24 protein-coding genes are annotated in these 25,555 nt (G+C 73.2%); 17 read left to right on the top strand and 7 right to left on the bottom strand.

The annotated features are described in order from the left end of the window. The first annotated feature begins 67 nt into the window (after positions 1-67). The 5 genes from HZF07_RS08000 to HZF07_RS07980 are packed head-to-tail and all read left to right on the top strand — an operon-like array spanning position 68 to position 5,454. Positions 68-1,153 (top strand): prenyltransferase/squalene oxidase repeat-containing protein, encoded by a 1,086-nt coding sequence (locus tag HZF07_RS08000; protein WP_157340747.1) that lies wholly within the window; start codon positions 68-70, stop codon positions 1,151-1,153. Further along, positions 1,147-1,995 (top strand): hypothetical protein, encoded by an 849-nt coding sequence (locus HZF07_RS07995; protein ID WP_157340745.1) that lies wholly within the window; start codon positions 1,147-1,149, stop codon positions 1,993-1,995. The genes HZF07_RS08000 and HZF07_RS07995 overlap by 7 nt, the downstream gene beginning before the upstream one ends. Then, a complete protein-coding gene (locus tag HZF07_RS07990) occupies positions 1,992-3,080 on the top strand; it encodes an energy-coupling factor transporter transmembrane component T (protein WP_181644937.1) in 1,089 nt (362 codons plus the stop codon). Before HZF07_RS07995 ends, HZF07_RS07990 begins: the two co-directional genes overlap by 4 nt. Next, positions 3,077-4,654, top strand: coding sequence for an ABC transporter ATP-binding protein (locus HZF07_RS07985; RefSeq protein WP_181644936.1), 1,578 nt, complete (start codon positions 3,077-3,079; stop codon positions 4,652-4,654). The genes HZF07_RS07990 and HZF07_RS07985 overlap by 4 nt, the downstream gene beginning before the upstream one ends. After that, the gene (locus HZF07_RS07980; RefSeq protein WP_181644935.1) at positions 4,651-5,454 is read left to right on the top strand and encodes an ECF transporter S component; all 804 of its coding nucleotides are present in this window, start codon (positions 4,651-4,653) and stop codon (positions 5,452-5,454) included. The genes HZF07_RS07985 and HZF07_RS07980 overlap by 4 nt, the downstream gene beginning before the upstream one ends. Here HZF07_RS07980 and HZF07_RS07975 read toward each other — a convergent pair. The 3 genes from HZF07_RS07975 to HZF07_RS07965 form a co-directional block, all read right to left on the bottom strand. After that, complete coding sequence (locus tag HZF07_RS07975) at positions 5,441-6,610, bottom strand: PQQ-dependent sugar dehydrogenase (RefSeq protein WP_157340743.1); 1,170 nt, start codon at positions 6,608-6,610, stop codon at positions 5,441-5,443. The two genes, HZF07_RS07980 and HZF07_RS07975, sit on opposite strands and share 14 nt — an antisense overlap. Positions 6,611-6,687: 77 nt before the next feature. After that, positions 6,688-6,909, bottom strand: coding sequence for a hypothetical protein (locus tag HZF07_RS07970; RefSeq protein WP_157340741.1), 222 nt, complete (start codon positions 6,907-6,909; stop codon positions 6,688-6,690). 227 nt (positions 6,910-7,136) lie between these two features. Then, complete coding sequence (locus HZF07_RS07965) at positions 7,137-8,012, bottom strand: EamA family transporter (RefSeq protein WP_181644934.1); 876 nt, start codon at positions 8,010-8,012, stop codon at positions 7,137-7,139. Between the two features lie 47 nt (positions 8,013-8,059). Between HZF07_RS07965 and HZF07_RS07960 the strand changes: the two genes are divergently transcribed. Both HZF07_RS07960 and HZF07_RS07955 read left to right on the top strand, forming a co-directional pair. Next, positions 8,060-9,148, top strand: a complete 1,089-nt coding sequence (locus HZF07_RS07960) for a WD40/YVTN/BNR-like repeat-containing protein (RefSeq protein ID WP_157340739.1) — start codon at positions 8,060-8,062, stop codon at positions 9,146-9,148. Beyond that, positions 9,149-9,604 (top strand): SRPBCC family protein, encoded by a 456-nt coding sequence (locus HZF07_RS07955; RefSeq protein ID WP_181644933.1) that lies wholly within the window; start codon positions 9,149-9,151, stop codon positions 9,602-9,604. On the opposite strand, the gene HZF07_RS07950 is transcribed toward HZF07_RS07955, so the two are convergent. Together HZF07_RS07950 and HZF07_RS07945 are read right to left on the bottom strand one after the other, a co-directional pair. Next, complete coding sequence (locus HZF07_RS07950; protein WP_157344781.1) at positions 9,601-12,126, bottom strand: glycoside hydrolase family 65 protein; 2,526 nt, start codon at positions 12,124-12,126, stop codon at positions 9,601-9,603. The genes HZF07_RS07955 and HZF07_RS07950 overlap by 4 nt on opposite strands. A gap of 26 nt (positions 12,127-12,152) precedes the next feature. Beyond that, entirely contained in the window at positions 12,153-12,866 is a 714-nt protein-coding gene (locus HZF07_RS07945) for an HAD family hydrolase (RefSeq protein WP_181645505.1), read from the bottom strand. A 43-nt stretch (positions 12,867-12,909) separates the two neighbouring features. Between HZF07_RS07945 and ilvD the strand changes: the two genes are divergently transcribed. Together ilvD and HZF07_RS07935 are read left to right on the top strand one after the other, a co-directional pair. Beyond that, complete coding sequence (gene ilvD / locus HZF07_RS07940) at positions 12,910-14,604, top strand: dihydroxy-acid dehydratase (protein WP_157340737.1); 1,695 nt, start codon at positions 12,910-12,912, stop codon at positions 14,602-14,604. A gap of 3 nt (positions 14,605-14,607) precedes the next feature. Next, entirely contained in the window at positions 14,608-15,597 is a 990-nt protein-coding gene (locus HZF07_RS07935; protein WP_157340735.1) for a hypothetical protein, read from the top strand. Here HZF07_RS07935 and HZF07_RS07930 read toward each other — a convergent pair. Continuing rightward, positions 15,584-16,495 carry an aldose 1-epimerase family protein gene (locus tag HZF07_RS07930; protein ID WP_157340733.1) on the bottom strand — a complete coding sequence of 304 codons (912 nt, stop codon included), beginning with the start codon at positions 16,493-16,495 and terminating at the stop codon, positions 15,584-15,586. The two genes, HZF07_RS07935 and HZF07_RS07930, sit on opposite strands and share 14 nt — an antisense overlap. A 36-nt stretch (positions 16,496-16,531) precedes the next feature. Here HZF07_RS07930 and xylB point away from each other — a divergent pair, with 36 nt between their 5' ends. From xylB to HZF07_RS07910, 4 genes are all read left to right on the top strand, one after another. Next, positions 16,532-17,929, top strand: a complete 1,398-nt coding sequence (gene xylB / locus HZF07_RS07925) for a xylulokinase (protein WP_181644932.1) — start codon at positions 16,532-16,534, stop codon at positions 17,927-17,929. After that, positions 17,926-19,131: a kynureninase gene (locus HZF07_RS07920; protein ID WP_181644931.1), complete on the top strand. Its 1,206-nt coding sequence runs from the start codon at positions 17,926-17,928 to the stop codon at positions 19,129-19,131. Before xylB ends, HZF07_RS07920 begins: the two co-directional genes overlap by 4 nt. 3 nt (positions 19,132-19,134) lie before the next feature. Then, positions 19,135-20,142 carry a S66 family peptidase gene (locus HZF07_RS07915; RefSeq protein ID WP_157340731.1) on the top strand — a complete coding sequence of 336 codons (1,008 nt, stop codon included), beginning with the start codon at positions 19,135-19,137 and terminating at the stop codon, positions 20,140-20,142. Positions 20,143-20,207: 65 nt separating this feature from the next. After that, a complete protein-coding gene (locus tag HZF07_RS07910) occupies positions 20,208-21,254 on the top strand; it encodes a hypothetical protein (RefSeq protein ID WP_157340729.1) in 1,047 nt (348 codons plus the stop codon). An 8-nt stretch (positions 21,255-21,262) separates the two neighbouring features. Here HZF07_RS07910 and HZF07_RS07905 read toward each other — a convergent pair whose 3' ends face one another. Next, the gene (locus tag HZF07_RS07905; RefSeq protein WP_181644930.1) at positions 21,263-21,613 is read right to left on the bottom strand and encodes a UBP-type zinc finger domain-containing protein; all 351 of its coding nucleotides are present in this window, start codon (positions 21,611-21,613) and stop codon (positions 21,263-21,265) included. Between the two features lie 132 nt (positions 21,614-21,745). Here HZF07_RS07905 and HZF07_RS07900 point away from each other — a divergent pair, with 132 nt between their 5' ends. From HZF07_RS07900 to HZF07_RS07885, 4 genes are all read left to right on the top strand, one after another. Next, on the top strand, positions 21,746-22,450 hold the full coding sequence (locus HZF07_RS07900; protein WP_157340727.1) for a GNAT family N-acetyltransferase: 705 nt from the start codon (positions 21,746-21,748) through the stop codon (positions 22,448-22,450). A gap of 43 nt (positions 22,451-22,493) precedes the next feature. Continuing rightward, positions 22,494-22,910 carry a VOC family protein gene (locus HZF07_RS07895; protein WP_181644929.1) on the top strand — a complete coding sequence of 139 codons (417 nt, stop codon included), beginning with the start codon at positions 22,494-22,496 and terminating at the stop codon, positions 22,908-22,910. Continuing rightward, positions 22,907-23,581 (top strand): 4a-hydroxytetrahydrobiopterin dehydratase, encoded by a 675-nt coding sequence (locus HZF07_RS07890; protein WP_181644928.1) that lies wholly within the window; start codon positions 22,907-22,909, stop codon positions 23,579-23,581. Before HZF07_RS07895 ends, HZF07_RS07890 begins: the two co-directional genes overlap by 4 nt. 222 nt (positions 23,582-23,803) lie before the next feature. Further along, positions 23,804-25,555: an acetolactate synthase large subunit gene (locus tag HZF07_RS07885; RefSeq protein WP_157340725.1), complete on the top strand. Its 1,752-nt coding sequence runs from the start codon at positions 23,804-23,806 to the stop codon at positions 25,553-25,555.

Genomic DNA, 25,555 nt, shown 5'->3' with positions numbered 1-25,555 from the left:
ACAGCGGGTGGCCACCGGGCTCATCCCGATCCCGGCGCCTGCCCGCTGTCGCAGCGGGAAGGAAACCATGAAGCGCCTCATCCGCGCGTCCGCCGTGCTCTGCGCCGGACTGCTCACCGTCACCACCGTCGCCGGCACCGCGTCGGCCGCCACGCCCGAGGGCGACGCCGCCGGGTGGCTGGCCGACCAGCCGACCAAGGGCCTCGTCTACAACAAGCAGTACAAGTTCGACGACTACAGCCTCAGCGCCGACATCGCCCGCGCGCTGACGGCGATCGGCGCGAAGCCGCGCACGGTGAAGGCGATCCGCACCGCGCTCGCGCACAACGTCGAGAACTGGACGGCCGGGGCCGAGGGCAGCACCGACGTGTACGCCGGGCAGGTGGCCAAGGCCATCGTGCTCGCTCAGGAGACCGGCGCCAAGCCGCGCGCCTTCGGTGGCGTGAACCTCGTCTCGCGCCTGGAAGGTCGGGTCGCCACGACGGGCGCGACCGCAGGTCGGATCTCCGACAAGTCCGACTACGACGACTACGCCAACGTCATCGGGCAGGCACTGGCCGCGCAGGCGCTCAGCAACGCGAAGTCGCCGCTGGCCGACGAGGCGACGTCCTTCCTGCTCCAGCAGCAGTGCGCCAAGGGCTACTTCCGGCTCTACTTCGCGGACCCGGCCGCTGCCGACCAGAGCTGCGACGGCGGTGCCCGCGCGGGCGCCGTCGCCGACCCGGACGCGACCGCGATGGCGGTGCTCAGCCTGCAGGCGATCGAGAAGCCGACCCGGACGGTGCGCGCCTCCATCAAGCACGGCGTGCGTTGGCTGAAGGCGCAGCAGCGCGCCGACGGCAGCTTCGGTGGCGGCGTGTCCACCAAGGGCGCCAACGCCAACTCCACCGGACTCGCCGCGACCGCCCTGGGCCAGGCGGGCCTGTGCGGCGCGGCCGCCGAGGCGGCCGGCTGGCTGCAGAGGCTCCAGGTCGTCCAGGCCGATGCCAGCGGCACCCGGCTCGCGCGCCACGACGGCGCGATCGCCTACAACCGCAAGGCGCTGAAGGACGGGCTGGAGCACGGCATCGACAAGGGCACGGCGTACCAGTGGCAGATGGCGACGGTCCAGGCCGCGCCTGCCCTGAAGTACCTGTCGAAGTCGGCGTGCTGAGCCGGATCCTCACTCGCGTCGTCGCCGCGGCCGTCCTGGCCGCGGCGGCGTACGCCGGCGTCCCGTCCGCGCCGGCCGCGGCCGCGGGCTGCGGCTCGGCCGAGGGCGTGACCGTGGTCGTCGACTTCAAGCAGCTCGGTGGCGGCGTGCAGAGCGTCTGCCTGCCCGACGGCGGCGACCGGTACGCCGCGGAGCTCTTCGGCGATGCCGGCTTCCCGCTGACCTACGTGCAGCGGCAGCCGGACTTCGTCTGCCGGGTCTCCGGTCTGCCGACCCCGGGGCAGGACCCGTGCGTCGCCACGCCGCCCGCCAACGCGTACTGGAGCCTGTGGTGGACCGACGAGGACGGCGGCGACTGGACCTACTCCTCGCTCAACGCGGGCGGACTGCGCGTCCCCGACGGCGGCTACCTCGCCTTCTCCTGGAGCACCGGGTCCCGGGCGGTGCCGCCCGGGTTCCGAGCCGTCGCGCACGCGGCGCCGAAGCCCACCCCCACGCCGAAGCCCAAGCCCACGCCGACGAAGAGCCCCACCACGAGCCCGTCACCGTCGGCGACCCCCACCGCCCCGCCGACCGAGTCGGCCAGCCCGACCCCGGAGAAGCAGCCCAAGCCGAAGCCGAAGCCCACCCAGACGCCGTCGTCCTCGCCCGTGGACAGCGCCTCGGCCGTCGCGGCCCCCTCCGGGAGCCCGTCGACGCCGAGCACGCCGGCCGCTGCCGATCCGGCGTCCGACGACGAGGGGCTGCCGGCCTGGGTGGCCCCGATGCTGATCGGGCTGCTCTTCACCGGCGCCGCCGCGGTGGCGGTGGTCCGGCGTCGCCGTACGACGAGCGCGCCGTGACCGGCGCGGCGCGCCTGCCCCGTGACCTGCACCCCGTCGCCTGGTGGGTGTGGGCGCTGGGCCTGTGCACCGCCGCGTCGTTCACCACCAACCCGCTCATCCTGCTGATGCTCGTCGGCGTGGCTGCGCTGGTCGTGTCGCTGCGCCGGTCGGACCAGCCGTGGGGCCGGTCGTTCCGGCTCTACCTCTGGCTCGGCGGCGTCATCATCGCCGTGCGCGTGGTGTTCTGGGTCCTCTTCGGCGGCTGGACCGGCGGCCGGGTGCTGCTCGACCTGCCGGCCGTGCCGCTGCCGTCGTGGGTCGCGGGCATCACCCTGCTCGGGCCCTTGTACGCCGAGGCGCTGCTGTTCGCGCTCTACGACGGGCTGCGGCTGGCGACGATCGTCATCTGCGTCGGCGCCGCGAACTCGCTGGCCAACCCCAAGCGGCTGCTCCGGTCGGTGCCACCGGCGCTCTACGAGATCGGCACCGCGCTGGTCGTCGCGATCACGGTCCTGCCGCAGTTCGCCGACAGCGCCCGCCGGGTGCGCGCGGCGCAGAGCCTGCGGGCGGGGGAGTCGAGCCGGGTGGGCCGGCTGCGCCGCTTCCTCGTGCCGGTGCTGGAGGACGCGCTCGAGCGCTCCCTCGCGCTGGCGGCCGGCATGGACACCCGCGGCTACGGCCGGGCGTCCGGCGCCACGACCGCGCAGCGCCGGGTCACCGGCACCTTGATGCTGCTCGGCCTGTGCGGCATCTGCGTCGGCACGTACGCCGTGCTCGACGGCACCGCCCCCCGGGTGCTGGCCCTGCCGATGCTCGGCATCGGCGTCGCCGCCGCGGTCGCCGGGCTGCTGAGCGCGGGCCGCCGGGTGCAGCGCAGCCGCTACCGACCCGACGCGTGGCGCTGGCCCGAGCTCGCCGTGCTCGCCTCGGGTGTCGCGGTCGGTGCCACCGGGTGGTGGATCAGCCGCAACCAGGTCGAGGTCGCCTACCCGGCGCTCGACGCCTTCCCGCCGGTCAGCGGGGCCGCGCTGCTGCTGGCGGTGCTCGCGCTGCTCGGACCGCTGGCCACGCCGCCCCCGCGACTGGTAGGGGTGACGGCGTGATCGAGCTGCGCGGGATCACGTTCCGCTACGACGAGGCCACGGTGCTCGACGGCGTCGACCTGACCGTCGACGAGGGCGAGCTCGTGCTGGTGTCCGGTCCGACCGGCGTCGGCAAGTCCACGCTCCTCGGCGTCGTGACCGGGCTGGTGCCGCGGTTCAGCGGCGGCAGCCTCGAGGGCGACGTGCTCCTCGACGGCACGAGCATCGTGCGCACGCCGCCGCGCGAGCGGGCGCACGTGATCGGGTACGTCGGCCAGGACCCCGCGGCCGGGTTCGTCGCCGACACGGTCGAGGAGGAGCTCGCCTACGGCATGGAGCAGCTCGGCCTGCCGCCGGAGACGATGCGCCGCCGGGTCGAGGAGACGCTGGACCTGCTCGGCATCGCGGGGCTGCGGCACCGCGACCTGCGCACGCTCTCCGGCGGTCAGCAGCAGCGGGTCGCGATCGGCTCGGTGCTCACCATGCATCCCCGGCTGCTCGTGCTCGACGAGCCGACCTCCGCGCTCGACCCGACGGCCGCCGAGGACGTGCTGGCCACGCTCACCCGCCTCGTCCACGACCTCGGTGTCTCGGTGCTGCTCGCCGAGCACCGGCTGGAGCGGGTGGTCCCGTTCGCGGACCGCATGTGCCTGCTCACCGGCTCGGGCCGCGTCCACGTCGGCGAGCCCGGCGAGCTGCTGGTCACCTCGCCGGTGGCTCCGCCGATCGTCGAGCTCGGCCGGGCGGCCGGCTGGGACCCGTTGCCGCTCAGCGTGCGCGACGCGCGCCGCCGCGCCCGCGGCCTGGTCGACCGGCTTCCCGCCCCCGACGGAGCGGAGCCGCCCGCGGTCGAGCCTGCGGTCGCCGTACGCCGCCTGACCGTCGCGCACGGCCAGACCGTCGCCGTCCGCGAGGTCGACCTGACGCTCGGGACCGGTCGGGTCACGGCGTTGATGGGCCGCAACGGCTCGGGCAAGTCCTCGCTGCTCTGGGCGATCCAGGGCAGCGGCAAGCGCGCCGGCGGGCAGGTCGACGTCCGGGGAGCGGACCCGGCGCGGCTCACCCCCACCGAGCGGCGGGCCGTGGTCGGGATGGTGCCTCAGAACGCCGCCGACCTCCTCTACCTCGAGACCGTCGCCGACGAGTGCGCCGCCGCCGACGGCGGCACCGGCGAGTCCCGCCGCATCCTGGACCGCCTGGTCCCCGACATCGACCCCGAGCACCATCCACGCGACCTCTCGGAGGGCCAACGACTGGCGCTGGCGCTCTCGGTGGTGCTCGCGGCGCGACCCCGGGTGCTGCTGCTCGACGAGCCGACCCGCGGCCTCGACTACGCCGCGAAGCGCGTCCTCGCCGGGATCCTGCGGGGCCTCGCCGACGACGGCCACTCGGTGCTGGTCGCCACCCACGACGTCGAGTTCGTCGCGCAGGCCGCCGACGACGTGCTCGTGCTCGCGGACGGCGAGGTCGTGTCGTCGGGACCGGTGCGCCGCGTGGTCGCGGAGTCGCCGGCGTTCGCCCCGCAGGTCACCAAGGTGCTCGGCCCGCCGTGGCTGCGCGTCGACGAGGTCGTCGAGGCGTTGAGCGCGTCGTGAGCACACCGGCCGTCCGCATCGCCCCGCGCTCCGGCGCGATCCTCCTGGTCGCGTCGCTCGCCGGGCTCGCCATGCTCACCTGGCCACTGCTGCTGCGGGTGCCGGCGGGGGACCGGGTCGACCCGCCGTTCCTCTTCGTCGTGCTGCTGCCGGTCGTCATCGCCGTCGTGCTCGCGGAGCTCAACGAGGGCGGCCTCGACTCGCGGGTCCTCGCGGTGCTCGGCGTGCTCAGCGCCGCGACCGCGATCCTCCGCGGCGTCTCGCCGGGCAGTGCCGGCATCGAGCTGACGTTCTTCCTGCTGATCCTCGCCGGCCGGGTGTTCGGGCCCGGCTTCGGGTTCGTGCTCGGGTGCACGTCCCTCTTCACCTCCGCGCTGTTCACCGCCGGCGTCGGGCCCTGGCTGCCGTACCAGATGATGTGCGCGGCGTGGGTCGGCATGGGCGCCGGGCTGCTGCCGCGGCGGGTCGCCGGGCGCCGCGAGATCGCGATGCTGGCGGCGTACGGCGCGGCCTCGGCGTACCTCTACGGCCTGCTGATGAACCTCTGGGGCTGGCCGTTCCTCGCCGGCGTCGCCGTGTCGGGTCACGAGGGCTCGCTGGCCTACGTCGCGGGCGCGCCCGTGTGGGAGAACCTGCAGACGTTCCTCGTCTACACGCTGCTGACGTCGACGGGCGGCTGGGACACCTTCCGGGCCGTCACGAACGCCGTCGCGATCGTGGTGCTCGGACCTGCCGTGCTGACCACGCTGCGGCGGGCGGCCCGCCGAGCGACTGTCACCGGCGTCGTCAGGGCCGGATGACCAGGATGCGGTCGTCGTCCTTCCGCGGTGTGCCACGCCCGTCGGTGTTGCTCGTCGACAGCCACAGGTTGCCGTCGGGTGCGACCACGACGGTGCGCATCCGCCCGTAGGCGCCGACGAAGAAGTCAGCCGGGGCGGACGCGCGGTCGCCGTCGACGTCGATGCGCCAGAGCCGCTCGCCCCGCAGCGACGCCAGCCAGAGGTGCCCATCGAGGTAGGCGAGCCCGGACGGCGACGCCGAGTCGGTGTCCCACACGATCTGCGGGTTGGTGAGGCCCTTGCGGTCGCCACGCCCTTCGACGATCGGCCAGCCGTAGTTGCGGCCCGGCTCGATCAGGTTGAGCTCGTCGTAGGTGCTGGCGCCGAACTCCGATGCCCAGAGCCGGCCGTCGTCGTCGAACGCCAGGCCCTGCACGTTGCGGTGGCCGTAGGACCAGATCGGCGAGTCCTCGAACGGGTTGCCCGGCGCGGGGTCGCCGTCGGGGGTGAGCCGCAGGATCTTGCCGGCCGGCGTGCTCTTGTCCTGGGCGAGCTCGCCGTTGCCGGTCTCGCCGGTCGAGGCGTAGAGGAAGCCGTCCGGTCCGAAGACCAGTCGCCCGCCGTCGTGGACCTGGCCGCGCGGGATGCCCTTGAAGATCACGGTGGTCGGGCCGAGGGTGCCGCCGGCCAACCGAGCGCGGAGGATCCGGTTGTCGGTCGCGGTGCTCGCGTAGAAGTAGAGGAGGTGGTCGGTCTCGTAGTCGGGGGAGACCGCGACGCCGAGCAGCCCGGCCTCGCCCCCCTGCGTGCCGAGCCCGACGGCCTCGTCGATGGTGCCGATCTCGTGACGCAGGTGGTCGGGGCCCTGGAGCAGCAGCACCCGGGTCGTGTCGCGCTCGGTGACGACCGCGTCGCCGTTCGGCAGGAACGCGATGCCCCATGGCGTCTGCAGCCCCGTCGCGATCGTGTCGACGACCTTCGGCGGCCCGCCCGGCCCGGTCTCGGTCGCGCTCTCGCTCGGCGCTGACGGCGCGGACTCGCTGGCGCTCGGCGTACCGGTCTGAGGCGACGCCGTCACCGTGGGCTGGTCCGGGTCCTGCGGGTCGTCGTCGCTGCAGGCGGTGAGCGCCGCGGTCGCCAGTGCGGCGAGGCAGGCGAGGGTCGCGAGGCGGCGCATGAGCGAACCCTACGCAACGGTCCCGACCCGGGGCTGAGCCTGCCGGACCACCAGGGAGAGGCGATCGTCCGGCAGACTCAGCCGTGCGCAGCCTGCGCTGCGACCTCCGGTACCCGGACCCGGCCGAGATCAGCCAGGAACTCCTCGACGTCGTCGAGTTCGGCACGCCGTTGTGCGAGGGCGGTGGAGGCGATCATGGCGTTGCGCCGGGAGCGCTGCTGGGACTCGACCGGCCAGCGCCTGACGGCATCGACCGTCTGGCCGAGCACGCGCGGCGGGCGGTTGCGTGGCAGGTGCATTGGTGGCTCCCCATGAGTGTCCCGAGTGACAACGTGTGCCCCACGCTAGGGGCCGGTCGCTTCGCGGTCGTCAACGTCGTGTGACGGTTGCGTGAACTCCGCCGCGCCGTCGAGTTGGGCCCCGGTCACCGTTGGGTTGGGCCCAGATCGCGCTTCAGTTGGGCCGAAGTCGCGCTCAGCCGGGACGCAGGCCCAACTCGAGGGTCATTGCGGCCCAACTCGACGAGTCAGTCCGGCGCGGGCGCGACCTGACGAGTGGAGCGGGTGGCGCCGACGGAAGCGACGATGATGAAGGCCATCGCGACCCACTGCTCGGCGGTGAGGAACTCGTCGAGGACGAGGATGCCGGCGAGCGCGGCGGCTGCGGGTTCGAGGCTCATCAGGATCGAGAAGACCGACGGCCGGATCGTGCGCAGGGCGACCATCTCGCAGCTGTACGGGATCACCGACGACAGCATCCCGACGGCGGCGCCGAGCAACAGGATCCGCGGGTCGAGCAGGTCCGAGCCGCCGGTGCCGATCGCGGACGGCGTCAGCAGCAGCATCGCGACCACCGAGGCGACGGCGAGCCCGTCGAGCCCCGGCCAGCGGCGCCCGGTCTGGGCGCTGAGCAGGATGTACGCCGCCCAGCAGGCGCCCGCGAGCAGCGCGAACAGCACCCCGACGACCGACAGCGCGCCGTCGCTGCCGCTGAGCCCGAGCACGGCGACGCCGGCACCGGCCAGCGCCACCCACACCAGGTCCCGGGCCCGGCGGGAGCCCACCACCGCGAGCGTGAGCGGACCGACGAACTCCAGCGTCACCGCGACGCCGAGCGGGATCCGGAGGAACGACTGGTAGATCGCCCAGTTCATGACCCCGAGCGACGCGCCGAGCGCGATCGCGACCAGCCAGTCCGAGTGCGACTTGCCACGCAGGGCTGGCCGCGCGACGAGCACCAGCACCACCGCGCTGGTCGCGAGCCGGAGCCACACGATCGTCGTCGGCGCGACCTCGTCGAAGAGCGACTTCGCGATGCCGGCGCCGAACTGCACGGAGAGGATGCCGGCGAGCACCAGCCAGACGGGTGAGATCACCAGGCGCGATGAGTTCCTGGTGGCCACCGGGTCAATCTAGACGGCAGAGTGGGCTCAGCAGATCGGAGGGTGCAATGGCAGACCGGACGCTTCTGATGGTCGGCACGCGCAAGGGCCTGTGGCTCGGCACGTCCGACGAGGCCCGTGTGGACTGGGAGTTCACCGGACCCCATTTCGACATGGAGGAGGTCTACTCCTGCCTCGTCGACACCCGCGGCGACACGCCGCGGCTCCTCGCCGGGGCGTCGTCGAGCTGGCTCGGCCCCCAGGTCTGGCGCTCCGACGACCTCGGCGCGAGCTGGCAGGAGACCCCCAACGGCGCCGTGCGCTTCCCCGAGGACACCGACGCCAAGGTGGAGCGGGTCTGGCAGCTCGTCCCCGGCTGCGAGGACGGGGTCGTGTACGCCGGCACCGAGCCGGGCGCGGTCTTCCGCTCGACCGACCGCGGCGAGACCTTCCAGCTGGAGCGGGCCCTGTGGGACCACCCGCACCGGCCCCAGTGGAACGCGGGCTTCGGCGGTCAGGCCTTCCACACCGTGCTGCCCCACCCCAGCGACCCGCAGTCGGTGACGGCCGCGCTCAGCACCGGCGGCGTCTACCAGACCAGCGACGGCGGCCGGAGCTGGGAGCCGCGCAATCAGGGCATCCGGGCGGAGTTCCTGCCGGAGGGGCAGCAGTACCCCGAGTTCGGGCAGTGCGTCCACAAGGTGACCCGGCACCCCGCGCGCCCGGAGCGCCTCTACCTGCAGAACCACGGCGGCGTCTACCGCTCCGACGACCACGGCGGCACCTGGACGTCGATCGCCGAGGGCCTGCCGGTCGACTTCGGCTTCCCGATCGTGGTGCACCCGAACGAGCCCGACACCGTGTTCGTCTTCCCGCTCAACGGCGGAGACAAGCGCTACCCGCCCGCCGCGAAGGCCCGGGTCTGGCGCTCGAGGGACGCCGGCGAGAGCTGGGAGGAGCTCGGCGACGGTCTGCCGGACGCCTTCTACGTCGCCGTCATGCGCGACGCGATGTGCGCCGACGCCCACGAGCGACCGGGCCTCTACTTCGGCGGCCGCAACGGCACGGTCTGGGGCTCTGTCGACGAGGGCGAGAACTGGCACCAGGTCGTCGCCGACCTGCCGGACGTGATGGTCGTCCGCGCGGCGGCGATCTGAGTGCCCGGCTACACCGTCGTCCGCACCGCCGTCGTCCCTGCCGATCCAGCGACCGTGCACGCGCTGGTCAACGACTTCCACCAGTGGCGGGTCTGGTCGCCGTGGGAGGACCTGGACCCCGATCTGCAGCGCACCTACTCCGGCCCCGACCGAGGGGTCGGTGCCCGCTACGCCTGGAAGGGCAATCGCAAGGCCGGCGAGGGGAGCATGGAGATCACCGCGTCGGAGCCGGAGCACATCGACGTCCGGCTCGCCTTCCTCAAGCCCTTCTCGGCCACCAACGACGTCCGGTTCACGCTGACCCCGACCGACGCGGGCACGACGGTCGAGTGGCGCATGGACGGCGAGCAGAAGGGCTTCTGGGGCTTCGTCGGACGCTTCATGAACATGGACAAGCTGGTCGGCAAGGACTTCGAGAAGGGCCTCGCCCGGCTCCAGGCCGCGGTCCAGCCCTAGGCCGAGGCGCCGGCCGCCGGCGCCTCGGGGAGGTAGGACGGCATCTCGCCGAGGTCGGCGTCCTCGTGGGGCTGGATCGGCTCCGGCACGCCCGCGGTGATCGTGCTGCCGTCGGCGCGGACGCCGCCGATGACCGGGTGGTCGCCGAGCAGTCCGTCGATCCGGGTGCCCTGGTCGGGCAGCGGCACGACGACCGGCTCGCCGGGCGAGACGACGTACGGCCGTCCCCGCACCAGGAGCGGTACGTCGCGCTCGCCGCTCTCGACGGTGAGCTCGATCTGGTCCTCGGAGATCTCGACCAGCACCCGCGAGCCCTGCCAGCACAGGCGGAACCGCAGCCCCTCCCACGACTCCGGCAATCGAGGGTCGAACGACAGCGCGCCACCGTGGTCGCGCATCCCTCCGAAGCCCTGGACCAGCGCGCCCCAGACGCCGCCCGTCGAGGCGATGTGCAGCCCGTCGACGGTGTTGCCGTGCAGGTTCATCAGGTCGACGTAGAGCGCTTGGTAGAAGTAGTCGAGCGCGGCCTCGTGGTAGCCCACCTCCGCCGCGACGACCGACTGCACCACCGCCGACAGCGTCGAGTCGCCGGTGGTGATCGGGTCGTAGTACTCGAAGTCCGCGCGCTTCTCCTCCGGGGTGAACCGGTCGCCCTGGAGGAAGAGGGCGAGCACGACGTCGGCCTGCTTGAGCACCTGGAACCGGTAGATCACCAGCGGGTGGTAGTGCAGCAGCAGCGGCCGCAGCTCCTCGGGCGTCTTCGAGAGGTCCCACACCTCGCGGTCGAGGAAGAAGTCGTCCTGCGGATGGATGCCGAGGCCGGCGTCGTACGGGATCGTCATGCCCTCGGCGCAGCGCCGCCACTCGGTGACCTCGTCCGGGTCGACGCCGAGGCGCGTGGACATGCGGACGTGCTCGTCGGGCCGCTCGTCGCGCATCCACTCCACGGCGTCGGCGGCCACCTCGAGGTTGTAGCGCGCCATCACGTTGGTGAAGAGGTTGTTGTTGACCACCGTCGTGTACTCGTCGGGCCCGGTGACGCCGTGGATGTGGAAGGACTCGTCGCCGCCGGTGCGCCAGAACCCGAGGTCGGCCCACATCCGCGCGGTCTCCACGAGGATGTCGATGCCCTCGCGGACCAGGAAGCCGCGGTCGCCGGTCGCGAGCACGTACTTCATCAGCGCGTAGGCGATGTCGGCGTCGATGTGCACCTGGGCCGAGCCGGCGGCGTAGTAGGCCGAGGCCTCCTCGCCGTTGATCGTGCGCCACGGGAACATCGCGCCGCTCTGCGCCATCTCGCGCGCCCGCTCGCGCGCGGCCGGCAGCATCACCGACCGGAAGTGCAGCACGTTGCGCGCGACCGCCGGCTGCGTGTAGGTCAGGAACGGGATGACGTAGATCTCGGTGTCCCAGAAGAAGTGCCCCTCGTAGCCGGAGCCCGTGACGCCCTTGGCGGGGACGCCGAGACCGTCGGTGCGGGCGCTGGCCTGGGCGAGGCTGAAGAGGTTGAAGCGCACGGCCTGCTGGAGGGCAGGCTCGCCCGGGATCTCGACGTCGGCGGCGGCCCAGAAGTCGGCGTACCAGCTGCGCTGGTCCTCGAGGTAGTGGTCGCGGCCGTGCCGGGCGGCCCGGTCGAGGGTGCGGTCGCAGCGGTCGGCGAGCTCGCGGACCGGGACGCCGCGAGAGGTGTGGTAGCTGACGACCTTCGTGAGCCGCACCGGGTTGCCTTGGGTCGCGTCGACCCGGAACACCATCTTGGCCTGGTCGTCGTCCGCCCGCTGGACGACCTCGTGGGCGTCCGTCGTCTCGAGGTAGTGGTCGGCGGCGACGGCGATCGTCATGCCGGAGTGCGCGCACTGGTAACCCAAGAGCATGCGCTCCCGGGTGGCGTTGCTCATCCGGGGCTCGAGCACGCGGCCGCCGAAGGCGGCCGCCTTGCGGGGGTCGACCGGCTCGCCCGCGGCGGTGGTCGGCATGCGGTACTCGTCGATGCCGTCCTGCCGGTTGAGGATCTGCGACGACACCACCACGGGGGCGTCGCCGCTGAGCAGCTCGACCTCCAGGGTGTAGATCGCCAGGTGCCGCTGGGTCATCGACACCATGCGGGTGGAGTCGATCCGCACCTGCTTGCCGGACGGCGTGCGCCAGATGAGCTGGCGGCGCAGGACGCCGTCACGGAAGTCCAGCCGGCGCTCGTAGTGCTCGAGGTCGGCGGTGCCGAACGTCAGCGGCTCGTCGTCGATGTAGAGCTTGAGCGTCGTGGTGTCGGGCGCGTTGACGATCGTCTGCCCGGTGCGTGCGAACCCGAACGCCGCCTCGGCGTGCCGGATCGGCCAGGTCTCGTGGAAGCCGTTGACGAACGTGCCGTGCGCGTACGCCGGCCGCCCCTCCTCGGGCGTGCCGCGCATGCCGAGATAGCCGTTGCCGACGGCGAAGAGGGTCTCGGTCACGCCGAGGTCGTGGGCGCGGTAGCCGGTCTCGACGAGGGCCCACGGGTCGATCGGGAACCGGCCGCGGTCCATCGGGTCGGCGCCGACGTGCTGCGGGTTCACGCGCCGGCTCCCTCGGCCGGGACCAGCTCGGCGAGGTCGGCCACGACGACGTCGGCGCCCGCCTCCGTGAGCCGGTCGACGCCGGCTCCGCGGTCCACACCGATCACCAGGCCGAAGTGCCCGGCCGCTCCCGCCCGTACGCCGGACACCGCATCTTCCAGCACGACCGCCTTCGCCGGCGCCGCGCCGAGCACCTCGGCGCCGTGCACGAACGTGTCCGGCGCCGGCTTGCCGGGCAGCCCGAGCTCGGTGGCGACGGTGCCGCTGACGACCGTCTGGAACCGGTCGAGCAGGCCGGCCGCCTGCAGCACCGCCGGGGCGTTGGCGGACGACGAGACCACGCCCAGCGGCACGCCGAGACCCCGCAGGTGGTCGAGCAGCAGCACGGATCCGGGGTAGGCCTCGACGCCGTCGCGCTCCAGCACCACGTTGAACGCGTCGTTCTTGCGGTCGCCGAGCTCCACGACGCGCTCCTCGGGAGCCGGGATGCCGCGCGAGGTGAGGAAGTCGCGCACGCCGTCGTAGCGCGGCTTGCCGTCGACCTGGGCGTAGTAGTCGGCGTCGGTGTAGGGCGCGGTGTCGCCCTCGCCGTCCCAGGAGGCCAGGAAGGAGTTGAACATCTCCGACCAGGCCCGCATGTGGACGATCGCGGTCGGTGTCACGACCCCGTCCAGGTCGAACAGCACGGCGTCGTAGTCGGCCCAGATCACGGTCACGACACCAGGCTAGAGCCTGCCGCCCTAGGCTTGGGGCATGACCGAGTCTCGCCCCGCTCCCGACATCAAGCCTCGCTCCCGCGACGTCACCGACGGCCTCGAGCGGGCCGCCGCGCGAGGGATGCTGCGGGCGGTGGGCATGGGCGACGACGACTTCGCCAAGCCCCAGATCGGCGTCGCGTCGAGCTGGAACGAGATCACCCCCTGCAACCTCTCGCTCGACCGGCTCGCCAAGGCCGTCAAGAACGGCGTGCACGCCGCTGGCGGCTACCCGCTGGAGTTCGGGACGATCTCGGTGTCCGACGGCATCGCGATGGGCCACGAGGGCATGCACTTCTCGCTGGTCTCCCGCGAGGTGATCGCCGACTCGGTCGAGACCGTGATGATGGCCGAGCGACTGGACGGCTCGGTGCTCCTCGCCGGCTGCGACAAGTCGCTGCCGGGCATGCTGATGGCCGCGGCCCGCCTGGACCTCTCCAGCGTCTTCCTCTACGCCGGCTCGATCATGCCGGGCCAGGTCGACGGCAACGACGTCACGATCATCGACGCCTTCGAGGCGGTCGGCGCCTGCCTGGCCGGCAAGATCACCCGCGAGGAGGTCGACCGCATCGAGCGGGCGATCTGCCCGGGTGAGGGCGCGTGCGGCGGCATGTACACCGCCAACACGATGGCCGCGGTGGCCGAGGCGATCGGCATGTCGCTGCCCGGCTCGGCCGCCCCGCCGGCGGTCGACCGCCGCCGCGACGGCTTCGCGCACCGCTCGGGCGAGGCCGTGGTCGGCTTGCTGCGCCGGGGCATCACGGCGCGCCAGATCATGACCAAGGAGGCGTTCGAGAACGCCATCGCCGTCGTCATGGCCCTGGGCGGCTCCACCAACGCCGTCCTGCACCTGCTCGCGATCGCCCGCGAGGCCGACGTCGACCTCACCCTCGACGACTTCAACCGGGTCGGCGACAAGGTCCCGCACCTCGGCGACCTCAAGCCGTTCGGCCGCTACGTCATGAACGACGTCGACAAGATCGGCGGCATCCCGGTCGTGATGAAGGCGCTGCTCGACGCCGGCCTCATGCACGGCGACTGCCTCACGGTCACCGGCAAGACGATGGCCGAGAACCTCGCCGAGCTCGCTCCGCCGAGCCTCGACGACGACGTGATCCGCAAGCTCGACCGGCCGATCCACAAGACCGGTGGCCTCACGATCCTCCAGGGCTCGCTGGCGCCGGAGGGCGCGGTCGTGAAGACCGCCGGCTTCGACGACTCGGTCTTCACCGGCACCGCGCGGGTCTTCGACGGCGAACGTGCGGCGATGGACGCGCTCGAGCGCGGCGAGATCAAGCCCCGCGACGTCGTGGTCATCCGCTACGAAGGTCCCAAGGGTGGCCCGGGCATGCGCGAGATGCTCGCGATCACCGGCGCTATCAAGGGCGCGGGCCTGGGCAAGGACGTGCTGCTGATCACCGACGGCCGCTTCTCCGGCGGTACGACCGGCCTCTGCGTCGGCCACATCGCGCCCGAGGCCGTCGACGCCGGCCCGATCGCGTTCCTGCGCGACGGCGACCAGATCACGCTCGACGTCGCGAACCGCAGCCTCGAGGTCGAGATCGCCGACGAGCAGGAGTGGGAGAAGCGGAAGGTCGGCTGGGAGCCGCTGCCGCCGAAGTACACCCGCGGCGTCCTCGGCAAGTACGCCAAGGTCGTCCAGTCCGCCGCACACGGCGCGATCACCAGCTAGCCCGTGCCTGGTCAGCCCGACAACCGCGGGCCTGCGCTCTTCCTGGTCCTCCTGCTGATGGTCGGGCTGATCGTCGTCGCCTGGGGCGTCGGCGACGCCGACTCGGAGCCGCCGGCCGAGGACGGGGCGACGGCGGTGCGATCACCCGCCGACGGTCCGTCGCCGACGGCCGAGCCGGATCCCGAGCCCAGCCCGGCGGCGGCCCCCGTCGCGCTGCCCGGCGGCGGCACCCGGGTCTTCGCGGACAACCGCTTCCTCGTCGCCTACTACGGCACGGCACAGACGGCGGCGATGGGCGTCCTCGGTGAGGGCGACCCCGACACGATGGACCGCCGGCTGCACCGCGCGGCCGCGCCGTACCGGCGGCCGGGCCAGCCGCTCGGGCACGTCTACGAGCTGATCGTCACGGTGGCGGACGGCGGCCCGGGGCCGGACGGCGACTACAGCCACGACATCCCGCGCACGGAGGTCGAGCACTACATCCGGGCGGCGCACCGCAACGGCGCGCTGCTGCTGCTCGACCTCCAGCCGGGCCGCTCGGACTTCCTCGACGTGGCGCGCCGGTGGGAGTGGGCGCTGCGCGACCCGTGGGTCGGCCTCGCCCTCGACCCGGAGTGGCGCATGGGCCCGCGGCAGGTGCCGGCGCGCACGATCGGCCAGGTCGGCGCCGCCGAGGTCAACCGGACCTCGGCGTGGCTGTCGGCGCTCACCGCGCAGGACGGCCTGCCGGAGAAGCTCTTCGTGCTGCACCAGTTCCGCACCGACATGGTGCGCGGTATCGACCGGGTCGCCGAGCGCCCGGGGCTCGCGATGGTCCAGCACGTCGACGGCTTCGGCACCCGCGGCCAGAAGCGAGCGACCTACCACGCAGTGGCGAGGCCCCGGCAGTTCACGATGGGCTTCAAGCTCTTCTACGACGAGGACGTCCGCCGGATGGGGCCGCCCGCCGTGCACGCGCTTCGCCCGAAGGTGCGGTTCGTCAGCTTCCAGTGACGCCGCTGGTGCCGTGGATCGTGAACGACACCTCGTGCGGCACGCCGGGCTCGAGCACGACCAGGTCGATGCCGGAGCCGAACGCGTCCGGCGGCGCGGTCGTCGGCTCGAGCGCCAGCGCCTCGCGCTGCCCCCACGGCAGGGGGTCGCTGGTGAACAGGTGGAGCCACGGCAGCCCGCCGTGCACGGTCACCGAGACCGAGCGGCCGGTGTCGGGGTCGGTCAGGGTCGCGGTGGCGCCGTCCGCGACCCCGCCGAACGGGTGGTCGAGCACCAGGTCGCCGAGCGGCCGCGGCTCGCGGAAGTCGTACGGCGTGCCCTCGACCGGCTGCGGTGCCGAGGGCAGGCCGCGGTCGCTCATCGGGCACCACGTCCCGGCGGGCAGGGTCAGAACGCAGTCGTCGAGGCGGCGGCCGACGGTGAGGTAGGGGTGCAGGCCGGTGCTGTACGGCGCAGGCTCGGCGCCGACGTTGGTCGCGCGCAGCGTGACCGTGAGGCCGTCGTCGCCGAGGCGGTAGTCGGCCTCGAGGTCGAGCGGCCACGGGTAGCCCAGCTGCGCGACCAGCTCGTGGCGCAGCAGCGCCCGGTCGGCGGTGTGCTCGACGACGGTCCAGTCGACCCAGTGCGCGAGTCCGTGCAGCGCGTTGCGACGGGCGGGCTCGGTGAGCGCGAGCTCGTGCTGCCGGCCGCCGAACTCGTAGGTGCCGTCGGCCACGCGGTTGGCCCACGGCGCCATCACCGCGCCCCGGAAGCTCTGGCAGATCTCGCCCGCCGGCGTGCCCGCCACCAGGTCGACGCCGTCGCGCGTCAGCGCGCGCAGGTTGGCGCCGACGGTGACGACCTCGGCGGCGTAGGGACCATGGGAGAGGGGGAGCGGAAGACCCGCAGCGGCGCGCACGCGCACACCTTGGCAGAGACTGACTAGTGTCTGCACGTGCGTCTCGTAGCCGGAGTCGATTCCTCCACCCAGTCCTGCAAGGTCGTGGTCTGCGACGCCGAGACCGGCGCGCTGGTGCGCAGCGGGTCGGCGACCCACCCGGAGGGCACCGAGGTGCACCCCGACCACTGGTGGGACGCGCTCCAGGCCGCCATCTCGGCGGCGGGCGGCCTCGACGACGTCGAGGCGATCGCGGTCGGTGGGCAGCAGCACGGCATGGTCTGCCTCGACGAGCACGGCGAGGTCGTGCGACCGGCCCTCCTCTGGAACGACACCCGCTCCGCGCAGGCCGCGCTCGACCTCATCGACGAGCTCGGGGGCCCGCAGGCGTGGGTCGACGCGGTCGGTCTGGTGCCGGTCGCGTCGTTCACGGTCACCAAGCTGCGCTGGCTGCGCGACCACGAGCCCGACAACGCGCGGCGTACGGCGGCCGTGTGCCTGCCGCACGACTGGCTGACGTGGAAGCTGTCGGGCGCGGCGTCGCTCGACACCCTGGTCACCGACCGCGGCGACGCGAGCGGCACCGGCTACTGGTCGCCGGCCACGGGGGAGTACCGGCGCGACCTGCTCGAGCTCGGCCTCGGCCACGACGTGGTCCTGCCGCGCGTCCTCGGCCCGTCGGAGGCCGGCCCGACGACGCCGGCGGGCGCCGTCCTCGGCCCCGGCACCGGCGACAACGCGGGCGCCGCGCTCGGCCTCGGCGCGGTCGCGGGCGACGTCGTGGTCTCGATCGGCACCTCGGGCGTGGCCTGCGCCGTGGCCGACCACCCGGTGGGCGACGTCAGCGGCGCCGTCGCCGGGTTCGCCGACGCGACCGGCCGCTTCCTGCCGCTGGTCGCCACCCTCAACGCCGCCCGCGTGCTCGACGCCGCCACCCGGATGCTCGGCGTCTCGCACGCGGAGCTCTCGGTGCTCGCGCTCGCCGCCCCGGCGGGCGCCGGCGGGATGGCGCTGGTGCCCTACCTCGAGGGCGAGCGCACCCCCAACAGGCCCGACGCCACCGGCGCGATCCACGGGCTCCGGCTCGAGACCGCCACCCCGGCACACCTCGCCCGCGCGGCCGTCGAGGGCATGATCTGCGGCCTCGCCGACGCCGTCGACGCGGTCCGTGCGCTCGGCACTCCGGTGGAGCGGATCATCCTGATCGGTGGGGCCGCGCGGTCCGAGGCGGTGCGCGAGATCGCGTCCGCGGTGCTCGGCCTGCCGGTGACGGTGCCGGAGCCGGGGGAGTACGTCGCGCGCGGCGCGGCCCGGCAGGCGGCCTGGGTGCTCGCCGGCGGCGACGAGCCGCCCGCGTGGGAGCTCACGGGTGCGGTCGAGACGCGCGCGGACCCCACGCCGGAGGTGCGCGAGCGCTACGCGTCGGTGCGTGACATGACGGCCCCGCGCCCGTGACCCACCGCCTGGACGCGACCGACCCGCTCGCGTCGTACCGCGACCGCTTCGTCGGCGCCGAGACCTCGCTCGTCTACTTCGACGGCAACTCGCTGGGCCGGCCGCTGAGGGCGACCGGCCCGCGGCTGGCGGGGTTCGTCGAGGAGGAGTGGGGCGGGCGGCTGATCCGCGGGTGGGACGAGCGCTGGCTGGAGCTGCCGCAGCGCATCGGCGACGACCTCGGCCGGGTGCTGCTCGGCGCCGCGCCGGGGCAGGCGACGATCGGGGACTCGACGACCGTGCTGCTCTACAAGCTGATGCGCGCGGCCGTCGCCGGGCGACCCGGTCGCAGCGAGATCGTGCTCGACCGCGACAACTTCCCGACCGACCGCTACGTCGCCGACGGGGTCGCCCGCGAGTGCGGTCTGACGCTGCGCTGGATCGACGTCGACGTCACCGCCGGTGTGACCGCCGAGCAGCTGGCGGAGGTGGTCGGGCCGCAGACCGCGCTGGTGGTGCTCTCCCACGTCGCCTACCGCTCGGCCTGGCTGGCCGACGTGCCCGAGCTGACCCGCATCGCCCACGAGGCGGGCGCCCTCGTCCTCTGGGACCTGTGCCACTCGGCGGGCTCGGTGCCCACGTCGCTGGACGCGTGGGGCGTGGACCTCGCGGTCGGCTGCACCTACAAGTACCTCAACGGCGGCCCCGGCGCGCCCGCCTTCTGCTACGTCGCCTCGTCGCTCCTCGACGAGCTCACCCAGCCGATCCAGGGCTGGCTGGGCTCCGTCGACCCGTTCCTGATGGGCCCGTCCTACGTGCCGGCGCCGGGCATTCGGCGCTTCCAGTCCGGGACGCCCCCGATCGTCGGGATGCTCGCCCTGCAGGACATGGTCGCGCTGATCGACGAGGCCGGGATCGAGGCCGTGCGGGAGAAGTCGGTCGCGCTCACGTCGTACGCGGTCGAGGTCGCGGACTCGCTGCTGGCCCCCGCCGGCGTCGTGGTCGCCTCGCCGCGCGACCCGGCCCGGCGCGGCGGGCACGTCACCCTGCAGCACCCGCTGATGCGCGAGGTCACGTCGGTGCTCTGGGAGCGCGACGTGATCCCGGACTACCGCGACCCCGGCGGCCTGCGGATCGGGCTGTCGCCGCTGTCGACGTCCTTCGCCGAGGTCGAGCGCGGGCTGGAAATGGTTCGCGCGGCCCTGGCCGGGCTGACAGCCTGAGGCATGCGCTTCCCCGCTCCGCTGCGTCCCGGCGACCGGATCGGCGTCACCGCGCCGTCCAGCGGCGTCGACGTGCAGGGTCGACCTCGCTTCGAGTTCGCGCTCGAGTGGCTGCGCCGGCGCGGATTCGAGGTGGTCGTCGGCGAGTGCCTCGACGGTGAGCAGGTGCGGTCGGCCCCTGCCGACCGACGCGCGGCGGAGCTCGTGGAACTGCTCTGCGACCCCACCGTGGCCGCGGTGGTCCCGCCGTTCGGGGGTGAGCTGGCGATCGACCTGCTCGAGGTCCTCGACTGGGACAGGCTGGCCGCCGCCGAGCCCACGTGGCTGGTCGGCTGGAGCGACATCTCCACGCTGCTGGTGCCGATGACGACGCGCCTGGGTTGGGCGACCCTGCACGGGTGGAACCTCATGGACACGCCCCTCGCCCCACCGGAGGGGTTGCTGCACTGGACCGACGTCCTCGCCGCGACCGGGGAGGTCGTCCAGCGCAGCCCGGGCCGCACCCGCGTCGGCTGGGGCGACTTCCGGGTGCCCGACACGACCGAGATGGCGCTCGACGTCGACACCGACTGGGTCGTGCTGGGCGGCGGCGACGTCGACGTGTCCGGTCGCCTCATCGGCGGCTGCCTGGAGGTGCTCTCGCCGCTGGCCGGCACGCCGTACGCCGACGTCCCGGCGTTCGGCCGCGCGCACGCGGACGACGGTCTGCTCGTCTACCTCGAGGCCGCCGAGCAGGGCGCGTACGACGTGTGCCGGATCCTCCACGGACTTCGGTTGTCCGGCTGGTTCGATCACGCCAACGCGGTGCTGGTCGGCCGCACGCCGGCGCCGGATGCGCCGGACCTCACCCAGCTCGAGGCGGTCGAGGAGGCTCTCGGCGGCCTCGGCGTGCCGGTGATCGCGCAGATGGACATCGGCCACACCCAGCCCTTCATGCCGCTGGTCAACGGCGCGCTCGCGCGCGTGGTCGCTGACGGCGACACCCGCCGGATCGCCCAGACGCTGGCCTGACCGTGCCGCCGGCGACGCGAACCCGACCCTCGGGCCGCCGTGACCCCGGTGCGACCATCGGCCGAGTGAGCACCCGGGCATTCGTCGTCGGCGTGCTCGCGCTCGTCGCTGTGACCGGTTGTGGAGGGTCCACCGAGCGCGCGCCGCGGGACGAGCCCTTCACGCTGCCCGTGGGGCCGACCGAATGGGACGTCACCGCGCCGGGCTGGCTCCACGACGGCACGCTGCACGTGGGGGAGCGCACGGTCGAGCTCGGGCGCCGGGTCGACGAGTTCGTGCTCGGCGCCACCGGGGTCTACTGGTCGCGCGGCGAGACGCTGATGTTCACCAGCGCGGAGGGCGACACCGAGAAGGTCGAGGACGTCGGCTGGAGCAACCTGGCAGTGTCCGCGGACCGGTCCGTGTTCGCGACCGTCGACCAGTCCCGGGGACCCACCGACGAGTACGGCACCCACGTCCTCCAGGTGGCCGCGTTCGACACGCGCACGGGGGAGCAGCTCTACCGCACCCCCGACGAGGAGCCGGACGACGGCGCCGACCTGGCCGACCTGTACGGCGAGATCATGCCGCTCCTGCACGGGGTGAGCGACGAGCGCCTCTTCTTCGGCGGCACCACCATCCACCTCGACGACGGCTCGACAGAGCCGGCACGTCCGGACGCCGACGGCATCGAGGTCTACGAGGGGTGGGACGAGACGTTGTTCCCTGACGGCTACCGCGTCTCCATCGCGGGGACAGGCCGCAACCGTGCGCTCGCCGAGTCCTCGATGTACGGCACGGGCCGGCTGTCACCGGACCGGAGCACGATCTTCGACGTCGGGACCTGGCCCACGCCTGCGGTCGTGTACGACGCAGCGACGGGCGACCAGCGGCCGATCGACGCCGCGTGGCGACACTTCGTGCTCGCCGGGTGGAGCGACGAGGACACGTTCTTCGGCGTCGCGGAGCGGATCGACCCTCGACACCCCGTCAACGTGCTGCGGGCCCAGCAGGTCGTGGCCTGCGAGCTCACGACGCTCGCGTGCTCGCCGGTGAGCCCGGTGATCACGACCGCTGACGACCAGGAGCAGCCGGGCGGGGTGCTGGTCGAGGGCGGCCTGTCCCAGCTCTGAGCAGCGTTCTAGTCGTGGATGTGGTCGCGCCAGTCGGCCGGCACCCGATCGGCCGGCCCCGGCACGGTCTGGTCCTCGGGCCGGCAGAGCGGCTCGGCGAGCGCCGGGCCGAGGAAGCCCTGCCCGGTGGTGTAGTCCCAGAACCAGTCCTCGCCCGGCTCGAACGTCCGGATCACCGGGTGCCCGGTCGCCTGCCAGTGCGCGGTCGCGTGCTGGGACGGGGAGGTATCGCAGCAGCCGACGTGGCCGCACTGCGCGCACCGGCGCAGGTGGACCCACCAGCCGCCGGCCGCCTCGCACTCCTGGCAGCCGGTGCCGGTCGGGGGTGCGGCGGGGTCGATGCCGGGGCGTTCGCTCACGCCGACGACGCTACCCCTCGGCCCGACGACTCAGGCGTTCCTGTCACTTCTCAGGGGTTGCAACGGCCGAGAAGTGGCGGGATCACCGGTGCACCGGTGATTCCGCCGCCGCCGGGTCCTAGGGTTTCGGCCATGCCTGCGACCAACGCCCACGGCCAGCAGGTCGGCGACGTCGTCCCGGCGTGGAGCGCCCGCCCGTGGCCGTCCCCGGTGCGGCTCGCGGGCCGGTACGTCGTGCTCGAGCCGCTCGCCGTGGCGCACGCCGCCGACCTGCACGCCGCGCTGTGCGGGCCCGACGACCTGCCCCTGTGGACCTACCGGCCGACCGACCCGCCCGTCGACGTACCCGCGATGGAGGCGTACGTCGAGGAGCACCTCGCTGCGCCGGGCGTGGAGACGTTCGTGCTCGTCCCGGTGGGGTCGACCGCGCAGGGGATCGTCTCCCTCATGCGGATCGAGCCCGCCCACGGCCAGGTGGAGATCGCCGGCGTCCTCTACTCGCGCGCGCTGCAGCGCACGCGGGCCGCGACCGAGGCCGTCCACCTGACGATGCGCCACGCCTTCGACGAGCTCGGCTACCGGCGGTTCGAGTGGAAGTGCGACTCGCTCAACGAGCCGTCACGACGGGCTGCGGAGCGGCTCGGGTTCACCTACGAGGGGCGCTTCCGCCACCACATGGTGACGAAGGGACGCAACCGGGACACCGACTGGTTCTCGGTCACCGACGCGGAGTGGCCGGCGGTGCGGACCGAGCACGAGCGCTGGCTCGACCCGGCCAACTTCGACGCGGCCGGCGGCCAGCTCACTCGCCTCCGAGTGCCTCCTCGCGCGCCCTGATCATGGCCTGGGCGCTGTCGGTGCGGTGTGCCAAGGTGGGGGCGTGGACCAGCGGATCAGCTTCGTCACCCTCGCCGTCCGCGACCTCGACGCGGCCCGGCGTTTCTACCTCGACGGCCTCGGCTGGACGGCGTCGCTCGACGTCCCCGGCGACGTGCTGATGATCCAGGCCGGCGAGCACCTCGTGCTCTCCCTCTGGGTGCAGGAGCACTTCGAGGCCGAGGTCGGCGAGGTGCGGCGCGGGCCCGGCCTGGCCCCGATCACCCTCGCCCACAACGTCCCCACGCGCGCGGAGGTCGACGCGGTGCTCGCGACGGCCCGGGCCGCGGGCGCCGAGCCGGTCGGCGAGGCGGTCGAGCGCGAGTGGGGCGGCTACACCGGCTACTTCGGCGACCCCGACGGCTACCGCTGGGAAGTCGCCTTCAACCCCGGACCGATCGGACAGGTGGTGCTCCCGTGACCGACTCCAAGACCGTGCTTCGCTACCCGCAGGTGCAGGCCGAGGGCCTCGACGACTGGCGGTTCTTCCTGATGAAGCTGCATGCGCGCTTCTCGACGCGCAGCTTCGTCAAGGGCCTCGAGCTGGTCACCCGCATCACCGAGGCGGCCGAGGAGGCCAACCACCACCCCGACGTGGTGCTCACCTACCCCCAGGTCGACGTCGACCTGCAGAGCCACGACGTGCACGGCGTGACCAGCCGCGACATCGCGCTGGCGCGCCGGATTTCGGAGATCGCCGCCGAGCTCGGCGTCGAGGCCGCCCCCCGCGAGGTCTCCACGCTCGAGCTGGCGCTCGACGTGCCGGCCTACGCCGAGGTCAAGCCGTTCTGGGCCGCGGTGCTCGGCTACGACGACTCGGCGTGGCCGAGCGAGATCATGGACCGCGGCGGGCGCAACAACACGCTGTGGTTCCAGGAGGCCCCCGGTGCGACGGGCGAGGTGCAGCAGCGGTTCCACCTCGACATCGTGGTGCCCCGCGAGGTCGCCGAGGAGCGGGTGCGGGCCGCGGTCGCCGCCGGCGGCACGCTGGTGAGCGAGGAGGCGGTGCCGGCCTACTGGGTGCTCGCGGACGCACACGGCAACAAGGTCTGCGTCTGCACGGCCGACGGGCGGGAACCAGCCGGAGAGTGAGACCGCTGTCCCAGATGCTGGGACGCGTGGCAGACTCGGTCGCGGGCGCACGACGGGTGCCGCTACCGTGGTCGCATGCGCATGGACCTTCTCCTTGTACGCACGCGACGTGTGAGCTGAGTCGACACCGACTCCGCGCGCACGTCACCCCTCGCCGCCCACCGCCGGGCCGAGGGGTTTTTTGTTGGCCAGGCACAGGGAACCAGGACAGGACGAGGAACGATGAGCGAGCAGGTGACAGGCGCCCAGAGCCTGATCAAGTCGCTGGAGGCGGCAGGCACGACGGAGATCTTCGGGATCCCCGGCGGCGCCATCCTCCCGGCGTACGACCCCCTCATGGACTCCTCGATCCGGCACATCCTGGTGCGCCACGAGCAGGGTGCCGGCCACGCCGCGCAGGGGTACGCCGCCGCGACCGGACGCGTGGGCGTCTGCATGGCGACCTCCGGCCCGGGCGCCACCAACCTGGTGACCCCCCTGGCCGACGCGCACATGGACTCGGTCCCGATCGTGGCCGTGACCGGCCAGGTCGGCGCGGCCGCGATCGGCACCGATGCCTTCCAGGAGGCCGACATCCGCGGCATCACGATGCCGATCACCAAGCACAACTTCCTGGTCACCGACCCGGCGGACATCCCGCGCACGATCGCCGAGGCGTTCCACATCGCCTCCACCGGGCGCCCCGGCCCGGTGCTCGTCGACGTCGCGAAGTCGGCGCTGCAGGCGATGACGACCTACGCCTGGCCCTCCGAGCTCGCGCTGCCGGGCTACCGCCCGGTGACCCGGCCGCACGCCAAGCAGATCCGCGAGGCCTCGCGGCTCATCCTCGCCGCCCGCCGGCCGGTGCTCTACGTCGGTGGCGGCTGCATCCGCGCCGGCGCCGCCGCTGACCTGCGCGAGCTGGCCGAGCTCACCGGGATGCCGGTCGTCACCACGCTGATGGCGCGCGGCGCGTTCCCCGACAGCCACCCGCAGCACCTCGGCATGCCGGGCATGCACGGCACGGTGGCCGCGGTGGCGAGCCTGCAGAAGTCCGACCTGATCATCAGCCTCGGCGCCCGCTTCGACGACCGGGTGACCGGCAACCTCGACTCGTTCGCGCCGGGCGCGAAGGTCATCCACGCCGACATCGACCCGGCGGAGATCGGCAAGAACCGCGTCGTCGACGTCCCGATCGTGGGCGACTGCCGCGAGGTGATCCGTGACCTCGTCGCCACGCTGCGCGCCGAGGGCGACGCCGGCCACACCGGTGACTACGAGGCGTGGGTCGCCTTCCTGACCGGCATCAAGAAGCGCTACCCGCTGGGCTACGACAGCCCGGCCGACGGCAGCCTCGCACCCCAGTACGTCATCGAGCGGCTCGGTGCGATCGCCGGCCCGGACGCCGTGTACGCCGCGGGCGTGGGCCAGCACCAGATGTGGGCGGCGCAGTTCGTGGGCTACGAGCGGCCGAACTCCTGGATCAACTCCGGCGGCCTCGGCACGATGGGCTACGCCGTGCCCGCCGCGATGGGCGCCAAGGTCGGCCGGCCGGACACGACCGTGTGGGCGATCGACGGCGACGGCTGCTTCCAGATGACCAACCAGGAGCTCGCCACCTGCGCGATCAACGACATCCCGATCAAGGTCGCGGTGATCAACAACGAGTCGCTCGGCATGGTGCGGCAGTGGCAGTCGCTGTTCTACAACGAGCGCTACTCCAACACCGACCTGCACTCCAAGCGGATCCCCGACTTCGTCAAGCTGGCCGAGGCCTACGGCTGCGTGGGCCTGTCCTGCGAGAGCCCCGCCGACGTCGACGCGACGATCCGCAAGGCGATGGAGATCAACGACGTCCCGGTCGTGGTGGACTTCCGGGTGCACCGTGACGCGATGGTGTGGCCGATGGTCGCCGCCGGCACCAGCAACGACGACATCAAGTACGCGCGCGACCTGGCGCCGAAGTTCGACGACGACGCAGAAGTGGAGCTCTGA

It is taken from the genome of Nocardioides agri (assembly GCF_013778305.1).
GTDB lineage: Bacteria > Actinomycetota > Actinomycetes > Propionibacteriales > Nocardioidaceae > Nocardioides > Nocardioides agri.
This window is presented reverse-complemented; position numbering and strand designations above follow the sequence as displayed.

Bases quoted from the DNA above. Each gene is read 5' to 3' on its own strand.
- HZF07_RS07900 (WP_157340727.1), top strand. From the start codon at position 21,746: ATGCCTGCGACCAACGCCCACGGCCAGCAGGTCGGCGACGTCGTCCCG.
- HZF07_RS07885 (WP_157340725.1), top strand. From the start codon at position 23,804: ATGAGCGAGCAGGTGACAGGCGCCCAGAGCCTGATCAAGTCGCTGGAG.
- ilvD (WP_157340737.1), top strand. From the start codon at position 12,910: ATGACCGAGTCTCGCCCCGCTCCCGACATCAAGCCTCGCTCCCGCGAC.
- HZF07_RS07915 (WP_157340731.1), top strand. From the start codon at position 19,135: ATGCGCTTCCCCGCTCCGCTGCGTCCCGGCGACCGGATCGGCGTCACC.
- HZF07_RS07970 (WP_157340741.1), bottom strand. From the start codon at position 6,909: ATGCACCTGCCACGCAACCGCCCGCCGCGCGTGCTCGGCCAGACGGTC.
- HZF07_RS07975 (WP_157340743.1), bottom strand. From the start codon at position 6,610: ATGCGCCGCCTCGCGACCCTCGCCTGCCTCGCCGCACTGGCGACCGCG.
- HZF07_RS08000 (WP_157340747.1), top strand. From the start codon at position 68: ATGAAGCGCCTCATCCGCGCGTCCGCCGTGCTCTGCGCCGGACTGCTC.
- HZF07_RS07950 (WP_157344781.1), bottom strand. From the start codon at position 12,126: ATGGACCGCGGCCGGTTCCCGATCGACCCGTGGGCCCTCGTCGAGACC.
- HZF07_RS07960 (WP_157340739.1), top strand. From the start codon at position 8,060: ATGGCAGACCGGACGCTTCTGATGGTCGGCACGCGCAAGGGCCTGTGG.